Origin of the sequence: Catalinimonas alkaloidigena, assembly GCF_900100765.1 — a bacterium.
Taxonomy (GTDB): domain Bacteria; phylum Bacteroidota; class Bacteroidia; order Cytophagales; family Flexibacteraceae; genus Mooreia; species Mooreia alkaloidigena.
On the sequence record NZ_FNFO01000005.1, the window covers coordinates 34,975 to 50,766 of the forward strand.

Genomic DNA, 15,792 nt, shown 5'->3' on the forward strand with positions numbered 1-15,792 from the left:
ACACGTCAAAGACCAACCCGTTGAAACCGCTTCGTCCACAACCGCCCCGCCTGGCCCAGCGCTTCCTCTGCTGGTTTCTGCGCGACGACCTCGCGGAGGAAGTGGAGGGCGACCTGGAAGAGGCGTTTTACGAGCGACTCGCACAGACGTCGCTTTTCCGCGCACGGCTAAGATATTGGTATCAGGTCTTTACGTACCTCCGGCCGTTCGCGATCCGAAACTCATTGTTCACGCCTTCTACTCCCTCTGCCATGTACCAAAGCTATTTCAAAGTCGGCTGGCGCAACCTCTTCCGCCACAAAGGGTATTCGTTCATCAACGTCGGCGGACTGGCCGTGGGCATGGCCGTCGCGCTGCTGATCGGGCTGTGGAGCTGGGACGAATGGTCGTTCAACCAGCACTTTACCCACTACGACCGGATTGCACGGGTGATGCAAAACCATACGTTCAACGGGGAAATTCATACCTGGAATTCGGTCCCGATGCAACTCGGCCCCGCCCTGCGCGAAGAGTACGGCAGCGACTTCACCCACGTGGTGCGGTCGTCCTGGACGGAGGGCCACACGCTCGCACACGGCGAAACGCGCCTCACCCAGCGAGGCAACTTTATGGAACCCGGCGCGCCCGACCTGCTGTCGCTCCAGATGAGAAGCGGCACCCGTAACGGGCTGGCCGATCCGCATTCCATTCTGCTTTCGGCCTCGGTGGCGCAGGCGTTTTTCGGCGAGGAAGATCCGCTCGGGCAACTCATGCAACTCGATAACCAACTGGACGTGACGGTCACGGGTGTGTACGAAGACCTGCCCGCCAGCACCGATTTTGCCGGCGTGGGCTTCATCACCCCCTGGAAACTGCTTGAGCCGAGCTTGCCCGAATGGATCGGCTGGGGGAATAGTTGGTTTCAAACTTTTGTGCAAGTAGCCGACCCAGCCAATCTCCAGACAGTTTCGGCCAAAATCAAAAATCTCAAACGCAACCATGTCGACGCCGAAGAGGCCCGCTACGAGCCCGAGGTGTTTCTGCATCCGATGCGCCGCTGGCACCTCTACAACGACTTCAAAAACGGGGTCAACACCGGCGGCATGATTCACTTTGTCTGGCTCTTCGGCATCATCGGCGTCTTCGTTTTGCTGCTGGCCTGCATCAACTTCATGAACCTGAGCACGGCCCGTTCCGAGCGTCGGGCCAAAGAAGTGGGCATCCGCAAGGCCATCGGTTCGGTGCGGAGCCAGCTGATCGCCCAGTTCTTCAGCGAGTCGCTGCTGATCGTGCTGCTGGCGTTTGTGCTGGCGCTTCCGCTGGTGGTGCTCGTGTTGCCGGGGTTCAACCAGATCGCCGACAAGCACCTTTCTCTGCCGTGGGCCAACGGCTACTTCTGGGCGCTCAGCCTGGGCTTTATTGTGTTGACCGGTCTGCTGGCCGGGAGTTATCCCGCCCTGTTTCTCTCGTCCTTCAACCCCGTGCGGGTGCTGAAAGGCGCGGGATGGCTCGGTACGTTGCATGGCGGTCGTTTCGCGGCCCTGCCCCGCAAGGCCCTGGTGGTGGTGCAATTCACCGTGTCGGTGACCTTGATCATCGGAACGCTCATCGTGTTCCGGCAGATCCAGTTCGCCAAGAATCGTCCGCTGGGCTACGACGACGACGGACTGATTCAGGTACCCATCAAAACGGACGACATCCACCAACACTACCAGGCGCTCCGCGACGAACTGTTGCAGACGGGCGTGGTGGACGAAGTGGCCAAGACCGACGTGTCTGTCACCAGTACTTACGTGACGAACAGCGGGTTTACGTGGGCGGGGAAAGATCCGAACATGACCGATGAGTTTGTGACCCTGCGCATGACGCCGGAATTCGGGAAGATGATCGGGTGGCAGGTGCTGGAAGGGCGCGACTTTTCGGCCGACGTTCCGTCGGATACGGCGGCGTTTCTTCTCAACGAAGCGGCCGTGGCGTACATGGGGCTGGAGCATCCCGTCGGGGAAGCCGTGCGGTGGGGTGACAACGGGACCTATACGGTCATCGGGGTGGTCAAGAATCTGGTGACCCAGTCGCCCTACGCGCCCATTCGCCCGATGATTTTCATCAACAACCCCGACTGGACTTCACTCGTCAACGTCAAACTCACGCCGCAGGCCCGCCCCCACGAGGCGCTTTCGTCCCTCGAAACCGTCTTCAAAAAATACGATCCGGTCAATCCGTTCGAGTACCAGTTTGCCGATGAGGAGTATGCCAAGAAGTTCGGCAATGAGGAGCGCATCGGCACCCTCGCCTCGCTTTTCGCCGGACTGGCCATCCTCATTTCGTGCCTCGGCCTGTTCGGGTTAGCCGCCTATGCGGCCGAACGCCGTACCAAGGAAATCGGCATTCGCAAGGTGCTGGGCGCTTCGGTGTCGCACCTGTGGCAATTGCTCTCGACCGATTTCGTCGGACTGGTGCTGATTGCCTGCCTGATTGCCACGCCCCTCGCCTACTATTTCCTACACGAATGGCTGCAGGGCTACGAGTACCGCACCGAACTGTCGTGGTGGATCTTTGCGGTGGCGGGCGCGGGGGCGCTGGTGATTACACTCCTGACGGTAAGTTACCAGACCATCAAAGCGGCACTGGTCAATCCGGTCAACAGCCTGCGCAACGAGTAAGCCCGCCGGGTGTGTATGTTTGCGACATGCATCAACTCGTAAACATGCGCTGGCTCGTGTGGACGTTGCTCCTGATCAGCCGATCCGGCGCAGCGCAATCGGCACTGGACGTTTTGAATTACCGTGTGCGGCTTACACCCCACCTGACCGACCAGTCGGTACGGGGTGAAGTGCTCATCCGCTTTCGCATCACCGGCGATGTGCCCGATTCCATTGCGTTCGATTGCGGGGCGCTCACCCTAACCACGGCCACCCACCAGGCGCAACCGCTCCCCTATTCGGTGCACGATCGTCGGGTCTGGCTCGCGGTCGGCGATTTATCGCCTGCCGATTCGCTCTACGAAGTGGCCCTGGCGTACCACGGCACTCCGCCGGCGGGCATCCGCTTTTTTCCCGCACGAGAGCAGGTCTACACTGTCTTCTCGACGAGCCAGTGGATGGTGTGTGTCGATGCCCCGGACGACAAAGCGACGTTTGAGTTGGCGCTCGCCGTGCCGACCCATTGGCAAACCGTAGGGAACGGTGCGTTGCTGCGCACAGAAACGCTTCCCGACGGCACGGCGCTGCACACGTGGCGACAGGATGCACCCGTCTCCACGTACCTCTTTGGCTTTGCGGCGGGGCCATTTCAGCAACAAACGTGGCCCGCCGGGCAGACGCAACTCCGGTTTCTGACCGACAGCCTTTCGAAAGCCGAAGTGCGGCAGGTATTTGCCACGACGGGCGACATCCTGCACTTTTTTGAGGAGAAAGCCGGCGTCCCCTACCCCGATTCCGTCTACACGCAGGTGCTCGCGGCCGGGCGCGTGGCGCAGGAGATGAGCAGCTTCGCCGTAATGCGCGAAAGCTACGGCCCCGACGCGCTGGCCGATGCGCAGGCGATCTGGCTCTCGGCGCACGAACTGGCGCACCAGTGGTGGGGCAACGGCGTGACCTGTGCCGACTGGGCCCACTTCTGGCTCAACGAAGGCATGGCCAATTTCATGACGGCGGCTTACAAGGAACATCGCTTCGGGCGGGCGGCCTACGCACAGGAAATTGAGGTCTCGCGCGCAGCGTACGAAAAGGTGAAAGCCGCCGGACACGACCGTGCCCTCGTCTTCCCCGACTGGAACCATCCTTCTGCCGACGACCGGACGCTGGTCTACAACAAAGGCGCGTACGTGCTGCACCTGCTTCGGCAGGAGTTGGGCGATGCGCGGTTCTGGAAAGCCCTGCGGGCGTATACGCAAACTTACTTCGGCCAATCGGTCACCACCGTCGAGTTTCAACGGGCGATGGAAAGGGCCAGCGGGCGGAAGTTGCAGGCCTTTTTCGACCGGTGGGTGTATCATCCACAGAACTAACCCACGCTATCGGTTTTCTTGTAAGTTTGGCGCATCAATCCATCCTTCCTTTCCCATGTCCACCTCTGTGCGTTCTTCGCTGTTCGCGTTTCTCTTCACCTTCATTGCTTCTTTTTCTGTCCTGCAAGCCCAGGACCCCGAAGTCTCCCAGGTCAATGATCCCGTCGAATGGGTGCAGGTCCTGATGGGCACCGACTCCAAGCCGCTACTGTCGAACGGCAACGAATACCCTGCGATTGCGATGCCGTGGGGCATGAATTTCTGGACGCCGCAGACCGGGAAAATGGGCGACGGTTGGGCCTATCAGTACACCGCCGACAAGATCCGGGGCTTTAAACAGACGCACCAACCGTCGCCCTGGATGAACGACTACGGCCAGTTTTCGCTGATGCCTGTGACCGGAGCACTCCGCTTTCGCGAAGACGAGCGGGCCAGTTGGTTTACGCACAAAACGGAGGTTGCCAAGCCGTATTACTACAGCGTGTACCTGGCCGACCACGACGTCACCACGGAGTTTACCCCGACGGAGCGGGCCGCCCTGTTCCGCATTACTTACCCCAAAACCGACAGTGCCTTCCTGGTCCTCGACGCGTTCGACAAGGGTTCGTACGTCAAGGTGCTGCCCGGCGAGCGGAAGCTGATCGGTTACACGACGAAGAACAGCGGCGGCGTGCCCGACAACTTCAAGAATTACTTTGTACTGGAATTCGACCAGCCCTTCTCTTACACGGCGGTCTGGCGCGACTCCACGTTGCAGGCAGGTCAAACCGAACTGGAAGCCGACCACGCCGGCGCGGTTGTAGGCTTTGCCGCAGCGGGTGGCGCGACGGTCCACATCCGCGTGGCTTCTTCGTTCATCAGCCCGGAACAGGCCGAACGGAATTTGCAGGAATTGGGCACCGACGATTTTGACGCGATGGTCGAAAAAGGCAAGCAGACCTGGAATCAGGAATTGGGGCGCATCGCCGTAGAGGGCGGCACGGTCGATCAGGTCAAGACGTTCTACACGTGTCTGTATCGCTCGCTGCTCTTTCCGCGCAAGTTTTACGAACTCGATGCCGACGGGCAGGTGGTACACTACAGTCCCTACAACGGCAAAGTCCTGCCCGGCTACCTGTTCACCGACACGGGGTTCTGGGACACGTTCCGTTCGCTGTTTCCGTTTCTGAACCTGATGTACCCGAGCCTCAACGCGCAAATGCAGGAAGGCTTGGCGAATGCCTACCGCGAAAGCGGCTGGTTGCCCGAGTGGGCCAGTCCCGGTTTGCGGAACGTGATGGTGGGGAACAACTCCGCCTCGATCGTGGCCGATGCTTACCTCAAGGGCGGCCGGGGCTACGACATCCATCTCCTCTACGAAGCGCTGTTGCACGGCGCGAACAACGCCGGACCGCTGACCGCCGTGGGGCGTGCCGGGGCCGACTATTACACCAAGCTGGGCTACGTGCCGTACGACGTCGACATCAACGAGAACGCAGCCCGTACGCTCGAATACGCCTACGATGACTTTTGCATCTATCAATTGGCCAAGGCGCTGAAACGCCCGAAGAAAGAACTCAACTTGTACCGCGCCCGCGCGATGAACTACCAGAAGCTATTCGATCCGGCCACGGGCCTGATGCGCGGCAAAAACCAGGACGGCACGTTCCAGGCACCCTTCAATCCGTTTAAGTGGGGCGACGCATTTACCGAAGGCAACAGCTGGCACTACACGTGGTCGGTCTTCCAGGACGTGCAGGGGCTGATCGACCTGATGGGCGGCCGCGAGGCGTTCGTAACCAAGCTCGACTCGGTTTTCTCCCTGCCTCCCATTTTCGATGAAAGTTACTACGGCTTCGTGATCCACGAGATTCGCGAGATGCAGATCGCCAACATGGGGCAGTACGCGCACGGCAACCAGCCCATCCAGCACATGATCTACCTCTACAACTACGCGGGCGCGCCGTGGAAAGCGCAGCACTGGACGCGTGAGGTGATGAACCGCCTCTATCGCCCCACGCCCGATGGCTACTGCGGCGACGAGGACAACGGCCAGACGTCGGCCTGGTACGTCTTTTCGGCGCTGGGTTTCTACCCCGTTTGCCCCGCCACGGATCAGTACGTGCTGGGCACACCGCTCTTCAAAAAAGCCACGCTAACGCTGGAAAACGGAAAGAAAGTGACTATCCAGGCTCCCGAAAACAGCGCCGAAAACCGGTACATCCAGGCGATGCAATGGAACGGCCAGCCTTACACCAAAACCTACCTGACGCACGGCGACCTGATGCAGGGGGCCACTTTGCAGTTCAACATGTCGGCCACGCCGAACAAAAGCTGGGGCACTGCACCCGAAGATGCCCCTTATTCGCTTTCGCGGGAAGGGAAATAACGTCTACGACTCGTAAGTGCGCGGCCGAAAAAGGCTACTTTCCCAAAAAGATGGTCTTCTTTTCGGCTGCGCTTCGGGTGGCTGCCTCCAGAATCTCCATCACAATCATGTTGTTTTCCAATGAAGAAAGATCGTACGGTTCCAGCGTGATCTTCTTTCGGACAACGGCCGCATAAAAGGCGAAGGGATCGTTATAGGGCGATTCTCGGTCTTCCAGATGGAATGCCTTTTCCTGGAAGCCGTCATACCCTTCTGCATACCGCACGCGGAGGTCGTATTTGTTATCGGCCAGCAATACACCCGTCCGACCGTACACTTCCATGTCCTTCCGGCCAATGGGCCAGTTCCAGGAGGGCTGAATAAGCGCTTGGCTATCGTCGTAGTGAAGGATGATCGTGGCCTCGTCATCGACCTTCGGATTGTTCTCTGGCTGGAGTTGCTGCGTGACGGCCGTGACCGATAAGGGCTTTTTGCCACGTTGCAGCCAAGTCGACAGATTCACCCCATAACATCCAAAATCCATGATGGCCCCGCCCCCGTTCTGGATCGGATCGATGAGCCACTCCAGAAATTCCGGCTCGCCGACAATGTGCTTCGGCCCACGGTGCCCATCGCGGACCACTATTTTGACCAGATCGCCCACTTCGCCGGCCTCAAGCAGCGCGTACGCTTTTGCGTTGGTTGGGTACCAGGTGGTTTCGTAGTTGGTGAGGAGCTGGATGCTATGTTTTTTCGCTAACGCCTCCATTTTTCGGGCGTGGTCCAGGTTGACGGCCAGCGGCTTCTCGACCATGACGTGAATGCCGCGTGGCGCACACGCCTCCACCACCGCCAGGTGCTGATCAATCGGGCCAAAGGCCGTTACGGCTTCGGGACGAGTGGCTTCGAGCATCGCCTCCATCGTCGGGTAGACCAGGTCCATCGAGAATCCGTACTGCGTGGCATAACGCTGCGCGACCTGCCGATTGGCCTCTGCGATGCCCACGATCTGAATATCAGCACGGCCCTGGTTACGAAAAGCAGCGAGAAGGCCATGCACGTGCGAGTGGGTCAGGCTCACGATCCCGATTTTCAGGGGTTTCTCTTTTCCCTGCGCCACGGCAAACAGGGGCAGGTACAAAGCAAGCAGGAAGCAAGAAAGTAGAGGAGTAGGCATGGTGGGGAATTGAGTGGTTTCGGAGAGAAGTCGAAACCTCGCTCGCCTGCGAACATACCCAAAAGCGAGGTGTAGACGGGTGCCTCGCTCAAAAAATCAACAGGTCTTCGACGGCCTGCCCGGCGGTTTTTCTTGTAGTCAGCTTCAAAGCACTCGGGCTCTTGAGCACGACGGCAGAAGTTTCCGCACGTTCTTCTACGATTTTTACCGTTGCCCTAGACTTGTCTTAAGTCGCCCGGCGGGATTTCCGTACCTTGGGCACATACGCGTTTGAGACACAACATTTGTCGCATGAAAGCAATCATCACCGGATCGACCGGCATGGTGGGGAAAGGCGTGCTGCTGGAATGCCTGGCGAGTCCGCAGGTAGAAGCGGTGCTGGTGATCAACCGGCAGTCGATTGGGCTCACCCATCCCAAACTCACCGAAATCGTTCACCAGGATTTTTTCAACCTCTCGCCCATCGCCGCGCAACTGGCAGGCTACGACGCCTGTTTCTTTTGCCTGGGCGTGTCGTCGGCGGGGATGTCGGAGGAGGCGTACCGTAAGATTACCTACGACCTGACGCTGCAGGTTGCGAAGACGCTGCTGGACCTGAATGCAGACATGACGTTCTGTTACGTTTCGGGGGCGGGCACGGACAGCACGGAGCAGGGGCGCACGATGTGGGCACGCGTGAAGGGCAAAACGGAGAACGATCTGCTAGCCCTCCCTTTCCGACAGGCGTACATGTTCCGGCCGGGCTTTATCGAGGCACGGAAGGGCGTTTCTTCCCGCACGCCGCTCTACAACCGGTTGTACCAGGTGATTCGTCCACTGGTGCCGCTGCTGCGGAAGTTTCCCAAGTACGCCACCTCGACCATCATCCTCGGGCAGGCGATGCTCCACGTCGCGCAGCACGGGTACGCCAAGCAGGTGCTTGAAAGCCTCGACATCAACGAAGTGGGGAAAGCATAATCAGTTGGACGACTGCTCGGCGGCTTTGCGGGCTTTGGCGGCGTTGACGTAATCCTTGTACATCTGACGCCAGTTGCGGCCGTTCGCGTTGAGGTACTGCTCCGCCTTGGTTTTGTAGATCTCGAAAATGGCCGAGATTTCCTTCATGTTCTTGAAATCGACGGCCTGTTCGCGGGCCTGTTCCAGGTAGCCCCGGATGGTCGATTCCTCTTCGGCGGTGAAGTTGGGGACAATCTCGCGGTAGGCCTTCATGGTGAAGTCGACTTTCCCGACGGTGTACTGATCCAGAATCGCTTCCACCTGCGCCTCAGATAGGTCTTTTCGCAGGCCGCTCATCAGGTTTTCGTGGACCGACGCGGGTTTCGCCGAATGCGCGATAATCGTGCGGTGCAGCTCACTCAAAGGTTCACCGGTCGACGGATTGAGGCCCTCCGGCACCTCCGACGCGGGATGGGCATTGTGCCAGTCGCGAACGGCTGTGAGGTGCGTGGAAATGACGTTCGTCAGTCGCGCTTCCTTGGCGGCATCTTGCAACTGCAACGTCGCGACCCACTCGGCGGCTTTGGCCCGTTGCTGGTCGTCGGCGGATTGGCTGCAAACGGCGGTCGTGGTGAGGAAGGAAATCAGCAAAAAGAGGCGAAGGGTCTGCATGTCGTTGGGGAAAAGAGTATATGCAGATAGTGCAACAAAAAGCCGCGTTATACCCGACGCCGGCGCTTCCATTTCTCGCGGAGTTTCACAGAGTCTTCCGCAGAGTCGCGCAATGTCGGAAACAACCTCTGCGAAAACTCCGCGCATCCCTCTGCGAAACTCCGCGAGAAAACAGTCTTCGCCAACCGGTTTTCGGTGAGTTGAGCGCTGAACCTCCGATTTGCTGCTTCCATGCTGTTTCGCCTCCTCATCGGAAATCAGAGGCTACGTCGCGACGGTGGGTGCCCATTTGGAAGAACGTGTTGCTTGTCTGACGGTTCTCAACTAGGAGACGCGGGCTTTTCGATTGTGGTTGTTCAGCCCGGGGCTTTTATTTGATATTATTAAGCTTTTTCTTTTTTTAGAAATTATAGTACAAACGATTATCGTTCCTATTATTCCACTCAAATATGATGATGTATGCGCCCAACCAACCGCTAAAAATTTACTATGAACCGAAGGGTCCAATTGTTCTGCAAGCCGCAGTACTAGGTAAATTATGTCAAGCTCAGTAAGCACATAACCTACAACACCCGCAATTAGAGCGATCCCAAACATGATAAGCAACAATTTTAGAATTAGTTTTATCACATCCCGAAATTCTAAAGTTGGTTTCTTGCCAAATTGGCTAAATCCTGCGATTAATATTCCCATAGGTAAAGCGACCCACCATGTTGCGATTACTCCCCACAATAGTGCTAGAAGAACGGGAGATTCACTTTCGATTACTCTTGGGTGTCCTATAGTAAAGTACTCAACACAAAGATGAGCGGTAATCATATCATGTATTATTCCATAGGTGATTGCTGAGATTAGTGTGCTAAAAATAATTTTTACGGTTGTCATCTTTATGATTAATAACGTATGAGTAACACACATGTGTGTTATATTTTCTGTGTATTATTTCCCTATCATGCGGTCCTTGTCTAACTGATCGAAGCTACGTCGCCGTTGAAGTGTGGCGACGCACGTATCAATTTCTGTAATCTTACGCGATGTAGAGCACATCAGGAATTCAATATAGCTAGAACTCCCCCATCTCAATAGCTATGTTGCGAAGCGATACAGTAAGCAGTGAGATTCAATCTACTCATGCAGGCGTGCCTTGGACAACATACTGATGCATAGGTTAGTGGTAATTTTCCCGGAAATAGCTCTGGAATACATCTGGATAAATTATAAAGATTCAAATCTCCGGATATCCATTGTAAAATCTTCGAAGTTTATATCGCCTTAACTCTTCGTATGGAGGGAAAATTCTTTTCCTGATTTCGAATACCTCTAAGAAAGTAGACACGCGCTCGTATTTCGTAGCGGTATTGAACAGCCCATACTCCACTTCAAAGTACTCAATTCTATTCTGTTCTTCTGGCTCCTTGTCTGAATTATTGAAGTAAATCACTTTTAGCTCATACGTCTCCAAGGTGGGGAAGAAACTAAAGTAGTTAAAGACGCCTGTAATGAGAATTAGGAAAGGAATGAAAGCAATCGCGACAAGCTTATAAGCAGATAGCTTACTTGCGGTAAAAAGTACTCTCAGGTAATAGAAACCTAAGATGCAAAACACAGCCTTGATGAGTAGAGAGAGCAAAGCAAACCGCGATGACACGATCCCAAGGCCATCAAATGAACAGTAGGTACCTGTTAGGCACAGAGCAATCGCTATTCTCATCACACTCCTAAATTTCTAAATCCAAGTCCTATTTCAATGAGTCGTTCAAAATCATGCGGCATCAACAAAATTAGCACCCATTTGCCTCTAACTTGTCTCTTAGAGTCTTTTCAAGTTCTTCAAATCCATCTAACTCCTGAGGGATCAAAATCTCGTATTTGCCAGTCAATGTTTTGGACTTGATCAACAGATCTCCATTCCGGCTCTCCATCCCTTTTATTTCCTCCAAAGACATTCTTGCATCAAATCCCCCTGTACTCGCTTTCGCTCGCTGGTAGCTGAATCGATGCAGGAAGTTCATCCTGGGTTCTTTTTCTAGATCAATAGTTCTGGTAATAGAAGCATCATCGAGGACGATTCTTAAATTCTCTGCGCTTAGGCGGGTAAGTTTCTTGTTATTCAGGTAGATCGACCCGACTATCCCCCCTGTCACCAAGAATGCTGCCACGACGGTCCACATGGCTTCGGTAGGCGCTCCTGCAGGTTGTGGCAGCAGCAAGGCAAACAATGGAAAGCTAAGGAGGGCAATAAGCAGGATTCTGAATACGCGGTTGTCCTTTCGACGGGTGTATTGCGGAATTTTGGTAGGGTCTATTCTGTACTCTTTCATCTTCTTGGCGAGTAGCGTTCTACAGTATCGTTTTAGCGCAGCTTTTAGGTCTTACGGCTGGTAAAGAAAGCAAAAAACGCCCCCCCATCTGCTGTAATCTTCTCGCATTTCTAGCATGACATTACCAAGCGATTTCTTCTCCCATACGTGTACTTTTGGTACTGGCACCGACCTTCCGCGAAGTTTTTCAACTTTTTTTTCGAATGGCTGTAATGTTTCCTTCCTTCGGTTGTCTTACCGATGACTATGGACAGACAGACCTTCTTGCATCGCGTGTTTCCGGTTCGGAATCAGGTGTTTCGCCTGGCGAAGGCCCTGTTGCAGAATACGCAGGAGGCGGAGGACGCGACGCAGGAGGTGCTGTTGAAGCTCTGGACGAAGCGCGATGACCTGTCGGCCTACCGCAGTGTGGAGGCGTTGGCGCTCCAGATCACCAAGAATCAGTGCCTGAATACGCTGAAATCGGCCAAGCGCCAACCGATGTACGACGCCAACCGCCTGGAACTGAATGGCGGCGACGCGACGCCGTACCAGACGATGGAAGCGGCCGACCAGACACGGATCATGGAGCAACTCTTTGCCGACCTGCCGCCGCAGCAACGTCTGGTGATGCACCTGCGCAACGTGGAGGGCTACTCGTTCGAAGAGATGGAAGCGATTACCGGCCTGCAGGCCAACCACCTCCGGGTGTTGTTGCACCGCGCCCGCCAGCACGTGAAAGAAGGATTCCTCAAAATCAGTAGCTATGAAAACCCCTGAGATCGAAACCCTGGTGGAAAAATACGAGGCGGGCGAAACGACGCTGGAAGAAGAAAAGCTACTCGCCGACTACTTCACCTACGAAGAGGTGCCCGAACACCTGCGCGTCTACGCGGCCCAATTCCGGTTCTTCGCGGCGCGGCAGGACGACACGTTTCCGCTGCGCCATACGCCGCAACTCCTGGAGGCCATCGATGCGGAAACGGACCGGACGCGCATCCGCCGGATGCTCTGGGAAGTGGGCATCGCGGCCAGTCTGGTGGGCCTGTTGCTCGGGTCGCTGGTGAGTTGGTGGTGGACCGATCAGTACCACGAAGCTGCCACGCAAACGCAGGTGTCGGCGCTGCACGAGGAGATGAAGGACATGAAACAGCTGATGATGCTGTCGCTGCTCGACAACCCCTCGGCCAGCGAGCGCATCAAGGCGGTGAGCTACGCCGATGCCCTGCCGCCCGACCCCAAGGTGGTCGACGCACTGGTCCGCACGCTCAACCACGACGGCAATCCGAACGTGCGCCTCACCGCCGCCGAGGCGCTGGGCCGGTTCAGCCAGAGCGAAGCGGTCCGGCAGGCACTCATCCACTCCTTACCGCAACAGACCGAGCCCATTGTACAAATCGCCGTCATCAACGTGCTGGTCGATCTGGAAGAAAAACGGGCCCGCCCTTCGCTGGAACTGCTCCTGGATGACCAGCAGACGATGGACGTCGTCAAGCGGGTGGCACGCCAGGGCCTGACGATGCTGCAACAGAGCTAACACCCAACACAACACATAACTACACCGAGTTCAACCTTAGCCATCTTTTAACATCATGTATAAAGTCACCCTTCTCGCTTGCGCCCTGTTCGTAAGCGCTCCCTCCCTGTTGACCGCCCAAACTGCCCGCGTAGGAAGCGGCCAGAGCGTCGGCACCCGTGCCAGCAGCGGCCAGAATCGCGCCGCTTCCGGCGAAACAAAAGAGTATCGCATCAAACTGAGCAAAGCCGGGCAGCCGGGCTCCCTCAAAATCGCCGACCTCGGGGCCGACGTGGTCATCGAAGCGTATGCCGGCAACGAAATCCTGATTACGCAGCAAGGGTACCAGCCGCCGCCGAAAAAAGCCGAAGGGATGCGCTCGCTGACCGCGGCGGGTGTCGACAACACAGGCATCGGGTTGGAGGTGAAAGAGGCCAACAATACGGTCGAGGTGCTCGGCGTGGCCCCGCAGCGCAGTTCTGAACCCTACCTGATCAAGCTACCGGCCAATGTCGCGGTCGTGATGGATTACAAAAGTCCGATGTCGGGAGCCATTCACCTGAAAAACCTGTCGAGCAAAATCGAGATCGATGCGTTTGCGTCGGAGGTCAACCTGGAGGAAATTACCGGTCCGGCGGTGGTCAATACCGTGGGGGGCGACATCAACGCCCGCTTCTCGAAGGTCAACCAGAACAACCCCATTTCCATCGCCTCGACGGGCGGCGAGATCGACGTCACCCTTCCGTCCAATACCCCGGCCAACCTGGAAATGAGCACGATGGGTGGCGAGATTTACACGGATATGGACGTGCAACTGGACCAAGCGAATCAGGAGAAAAACATGCGCCGCTTCGGTGGGCAGGGCAAAATCAAAGGTTCGCTGAACGGCGGCGGCGTCGACATCCGGTTGCAGTCGGTGGGCGGCACGATTTATCTGCGGAAGAAATAACCCCCCGGCCATGCGCTTCCTTTTGCTTACCTCCCTCCTGTTGGGGCTCTCCTTCGCCGGTCGGGCACAGCGTCGCGTCGAAAAGCAACTGCCGTTGACCTCAGGGCAGGCCCTGCGCCTGAAGCTGGAACTGGCCGATTCGATCGTGGTGAAAACCTGGGATCGGCCGGAGGCTCAGGTCATCGCGCTGGTCTCGATCAACGACGGGCAAGACGACGACGCGTACGCACTGAACACCGAAACCACGCCCGACACGGTGGCCTTTGTGGCCGACATTCCTGACCTCGATTCGCTGGCGCGGCCGCTGCCCGACAAGACGTCACATAAAGTAATGTACTCCCGCCGCAACGGCCAGGCGTGGGGCGTCACGGTCGACATCCGCTACGAGGTGTTTCTGCCGAAAGGCGTTCCGCTGGCGCTGGAGACGATCAACGGATCGCTCGTGATTCCCCCGACCGGAGCGCCACTCCGCGTCCATTCCATCAGCGGCAAAGTCGACCTCTTCGTTCCCCGGAACCAGGGCACGGACGTCACGGCCAAGACGGTAATGGGCGTGCTCTACACCGACTTTCCCTTCGAGCCCGTTCGCGAAGACGGCCTCTACCGCATTGCCGGGCAGGAAAATGCGCTGACGATCAACGGCGGCGGCATTCCCCTGACGCTGGAAACCGTCACCGGCGACGTGCTGATTCATCAATACTAACCTCCTTCTTCCTATGAAACCCTTTCTCCCTCTTTTGTGTGGGCTGGCCCTTTGTGTCTCGGCCCACGCGCAAAAACAGATCGAACAGACCTATGCCGTGAAGCCGACTACGGAAGTGAAGCTCGATCTGCCATTCGCCACCACCATCGCCGTGACGCCAGGCCAACCGGGGGCGGTGGTGTTCCAAGCCTCCGTTTCCATTAACGACGGGCAGGACGACGACGCCTTTCAGTACCGGGTGACGCAGACCGACGATCGCCTCTCGCTTGAATCGGAAATCGAAAACCTGAAAGAACTGTCGCGTCAGCACTACCACGACCGAAACGTCTACTCGGCAGACGACGACTGGCTGCGGATTTACATCACCCTTCAGGTGCCGCCCCGCCAGTCGGTCTACCTGCGGACCATCAGCGGCGACGTGGAACTGGACCACAACGGCGGGCCACTCGACGTCCAGTCGGTCGGGGGTGACGTGGAGCTGCGGATCGCGGAGAGTCAGTCGGCACGGTTCGACCTGAAAACCATCGGCGGGGAAATCTTCACGAATCTGGACCTGCCGACGCAACCGCAATCGGGGCGCTTTCAGGTGGGTGCGCAGTACGAAGGCGACTGGCACGGCGGCCAGGTGCCGATCACGCTCGCCTCGACCGGCAGCAATCTCTACATCCGGAAGAAAGAGTAGTGTTTACATGGAGCCCGTATGGCCTCTGATCAATGTCCCGGTGCGGTCGTAGACCAACACTTCCTGCCAGCCCAGCGCTGCCGCGAGGGAATCCAGCTTCGGCCAGAACGCGGCGGGGATTTCCTGTTGGCAACGTACTTCAAGATAGTCATCATAACAGGGCACCGGGGCCGCTTCCAACCTACCGACCTGGGACGCATTGAGACGTTCGACGAAGGCTTTCCGCTCGCCGGTCAATTCTCCACATCCGTACCGAATCACCTGATCGCAGGCGCAGGTCATCCACGCCACTACGGCCCATACCATCGCGCTATATCTAACTTTCCTGTTGGTGCTTCTTTTGTGTGAACTAGCCATAGTGACAAGAGTAAAAATAAAAAGCTTGCTTCCGCCGGACCTCAAACCCAAGTACGCAGTTTACCAGATCTTGACGACAAACGCTTCTCCATCACGAGCCCTACTTTTGTCATCCGTCGGGGTCTACCTCCGCTCCCTGTCGTCCACTTCTGCGCACTAAACCTG

General features: G+C 56.9%; 14 protein-coding genes. 9 read left to right on the top strand and 5 right to left on the bottom strand.

The window, feature by feature from the left end; all coding sequences use genetic code 11:
- The first annotated feature begins 20 nt into the window (after window positions 1–20).
- Genes BLR44_RS13980 through BLR44_RS13990 form a run of 3 tightly spaced genes read left to right on the top strand, consistent with a single transcriptional unit; the run spans window position 21 to window position 6,356 of the window.
- Window positions 21–2,642: an ABC transporter permease gene (locus BLR44_RS13980; protein ID WP_176956045.1), complete on the top strand. Its 2,622-nt coding sequence runs from the start codon at window positions 21–23 to the stop codon at window positions 2,640–2,642.
- A 26-nt stretch (window positions 2,643–2,668) separates the two neighbouring features.
- Window positions 2,669–3,988: a M1 family metallopeptidase gene (locus BLR44_RS13985; RefSeq protein ID WP_089682921.1), complete on the top strand. Its 1,320-nt coding sequence runs from the start codon at window positions 2,669–2,671 to the stop codon at window positions 3,986–3,988.
- Between the two features lie 55 nt (window positions 3,989–4,043).
- Window positions 4,044–6,356, top strand: coding sequence for a GH92 family glycosyl hydrolase (locus tag BLR44_RS13990; protein ID WP_089682923.1), 2,313 nt, complete (start codon window positions 4,044–4,046; stop codon window positions 6,354–6,356).
- 34 nt (window positions 6,357–6,390) lie between these two features.
- On the opposite strand, the gene BLR44_RS13995 is transcribed toward BLR44_RS13990, so the two are convergent.
- Entirely contained in the window at window positions 6,391–7,512 is a 1,122-nt protein-coding gene (locus tag BLR44_RS13995) for a Gfo/Idh/MocA family protein (protein WP_089682925.1), read from the bottom strand.
- A gap of 291 nt (window positions 7,513–7,803) precedes the next feature.
- Here BLR44_RS13995 and BLR44_RS14000 point away from each other — a divergent pair, with 291 nt between their 5' ends.
- Window positions 7,804–8,469: a Rossmann-fold NAD(P)-binding domain-containing protein gene (locus BLR44_RS14000; protein ID WP_089682927.1), complete on the top strand. Its 666-nt coding sequence runs from the start codon at window positions 7,804–7,806 to the stop codon at window positions 8,467–8,469.
- On the opposite strand, the gene BLR44_RS14005 is transcribed toward BLR44_RS14000, so the two are convergent.
- The 3 genes from BLR44_RS14005 to BLR44_RS14020 all read right to left on the bottom strand — a co-directional run bounded on the left by BLR44_RS14005 (window position 8,470) and on the right by BLR44_RS14020 (window position 11,441).
- A complete protein-coding gene (locus BLR44_RS14005; RefSeq protein ID WP_176956046.1) occupies window positions 8,470–9,120 on the bottom strand; it encodes a DUF3826 domain-containing protein in 651 nt (216 codons plus the stop codon). It abuts the gene before it with no gap.
- Between the two features lie 324 nt (window positions 9,121–9,444).
- Window positions 9,445–10,005: a hypothetical protein gene (locus BLR44_RS14010; protein ID WP_143017290.1), complete on the bottom strand. Its 561-nt coding sequence runs from the start codon at window positions 10,003–10,005 to the stop codon at window positions 9,445–9,447.
- 896 nt (window positions 10,006–10,901) lie between these two features.
- On the bottom strand, window positions 10,902–11,441 hold the full coding sequence (locus tag BLR44_RS14020) for a hypothetical protein (protein ID WP_089682934.1): 540 nt from the start codon (window positions 11,439–11,441) through the stop codon (window positions 10,902–10,904).
- Between the two features lie 246 nt (window positions 11,442–11,687).
- Here BLR44_RS14020 and BLR44_RS14025 point away from each other — a divergent pair, with 246 nt between their 5' ends.
- The 5 genes from BLR44_RS14025 to BLR44_RS14045 are packed head-to-tail and all read left to right on the top strand — an operon-like array spanning window position 11,688 to window position 15,270.
- Window positions 11,688–12,200, top strand: a complete 513-nt coding sequence (locus BLR44_RS14025) for an RNA polymerase sigma factor (RefSeq protein ID WP_089682936.1) — start codon at window positions 11,688–11,690, stop codon at window positions 12,198–12,200.
- Entirely contained in the window at window positions 12,187–12,957 is a 771-nt protein-coding gene (locus BLR44_RS14030) for a HEAT repeat domain-containing protein (protein ID WP_089682938.1), read from the top strand. The genes BLR44_RS14025 and BLR44_RS14030 overlap by 14 nt, the downstream gene beginning before the upstream one ends.
- A gap of 55 nt (window positions 12,958–13,012) precedes the next feature.
- Window positions 13,013–13,885 carry a DUF4097 family beta strand repeat-containing protein gene (locus BLR44_RS14035; RefSeq protein WP_143017291.1) on the top strand — a complete coding sequence of 291 codons (873 nt, stop codon included), beginning with the start codon at window positions 13,013–13,015 and terminating at the stop codon, window positions 13,883–13,885.
- 10 nt (window positions 13,886–13,895) lie between these two features.
- Window positions 13,896–14,588, top strand: a complete 693-nt coding sequence (locus BLR44_RS14040; protein ID WP_089682946.1) for a DUF4097 family beta strand repeat-containing protein — start codon at window positions 13,896–13,898, stop codon at window positions 14,586–14,588.
- A gap of 13 nt (window positions 14,589–14,601) precedes the next feature.
- Window positions 14,602–15,270: a hypothetical protein gene (locus BLR44_RS14045; RefSeq protein ID WP_143017292.1), complete on the top strand. Its 669-nt coding sequence runs from the start codon at window positions 14,602–14,604 to the stop codon at window positions 15,268–15,270.
- A 3-nt stretch (window positions 15,271–15,273) separates the two neighbouring features.
- Here BLR44_RS14045 and BLR44_RS14050 read toward each other — a convergent pair whose 3' ends face one another.
- Window positions 15,274–15,576: a hypothetical protein gene (locus BLR44_RS14050; RefSeq protein ID WP_089682951.1), complete on the bottom strand. Its 303-nt coding sequence runs from the start codon at window positions 15,574–15,576 to the stop codon at window positions 15,274–15,276.
- Between the last annotated feature and the right edge of the window lie 216 nt (window positions 15,577–15,792).

Coding starts and splice junctions, on each gene's coding strand:
- BLR44_RS14040 (WP_089682946.1), top strand. CDS start 13,896: ATGCGCTTCCTTTTGCTTACCTCCCTCCTGTTGGGGCTCTCCTTCGCC.
- BLR44_RS14025 (WP_089682936.1), top strand. CDS start 11,688: ATGGACAGACAGACCTTCTTGCATCGCGTGTTTCCGGTTCGGAATCAG.
- BLR44_RS14050 (WP_089682951.1), bottom strand. CDS start 15,576: ATGGTATGGGCCGTAGTGGCGTGGATGACCTGCGCCTGCGATCAGGTG.
- BLR44_RS13985 (WP_089682921.1), top strand. CDS start 2,669: ATGCATCAACTCGTAAACATGCGCTGGCTCGTGTGGACGTTGCTCCTG.
- BLR44_RS14045 (WP_143017292.1), top strand. CDS start 14,602: ATGAAACCCTTTCTCCCTCTTTTGTGTGGGCTGGCCCTTTGTGTCTCG.
- BLR44_RS14020 (WP_089682934.1), bottom strand. CDS start 11,441: ATGAAAGAGTACAGAATAGACCCTACCAAAATTCCGCAATACACCCGT.
- BLR44_RS14035 (WP_143017291.1), top strand. CDS start 13,013: ATGTATAAAGTCACCCTTCTCGCTTGCGCCCTGTTCGTAAGCGCTCCC.
- BLR44_RS13995 (WP_089682925.1), bottom strand. CDS start 7,512: ATGCCTACTCCTCTACTTTCTTGCTTCCTGCTTGCTTTGTACCTGCCC.
- BLR44_RS14005 (WP_176956046.1), bottom strand. CDS start 9,120: ATGCAGACCCTTCGCCTCTTTTTGCTGATTTCCTTCCTCACCACGACC.
- BLR44_RS14030 (WP_089682938.1), top strand. CDS start 12,187: ATGAAAACCCCTGAGATCGAAACCCTGGTGGAAAAATACGAGGCGGGC.
- BLR44_RS14000 (WP_089682927.1), top strand. CDS start 7,804: ATGAAAGCAATCATCACCGGATCGACCGGCATGGTGGGGAAAGGCGTG.
- BLR44_RS14010 (WP_143017290.1), bottom strand. CDS start 10,005: ATGACAACCGTAAAAATTATTTTTAGCACACTAATCTCAGCAATCACC.
- BLR44_RS13990 (WP_089682923.1), top strand. CDS start 4,044: ATGTCCACCTCTGTGCGTTCTTCGCTGTTCGCGTTTCTCTTCACCTTC.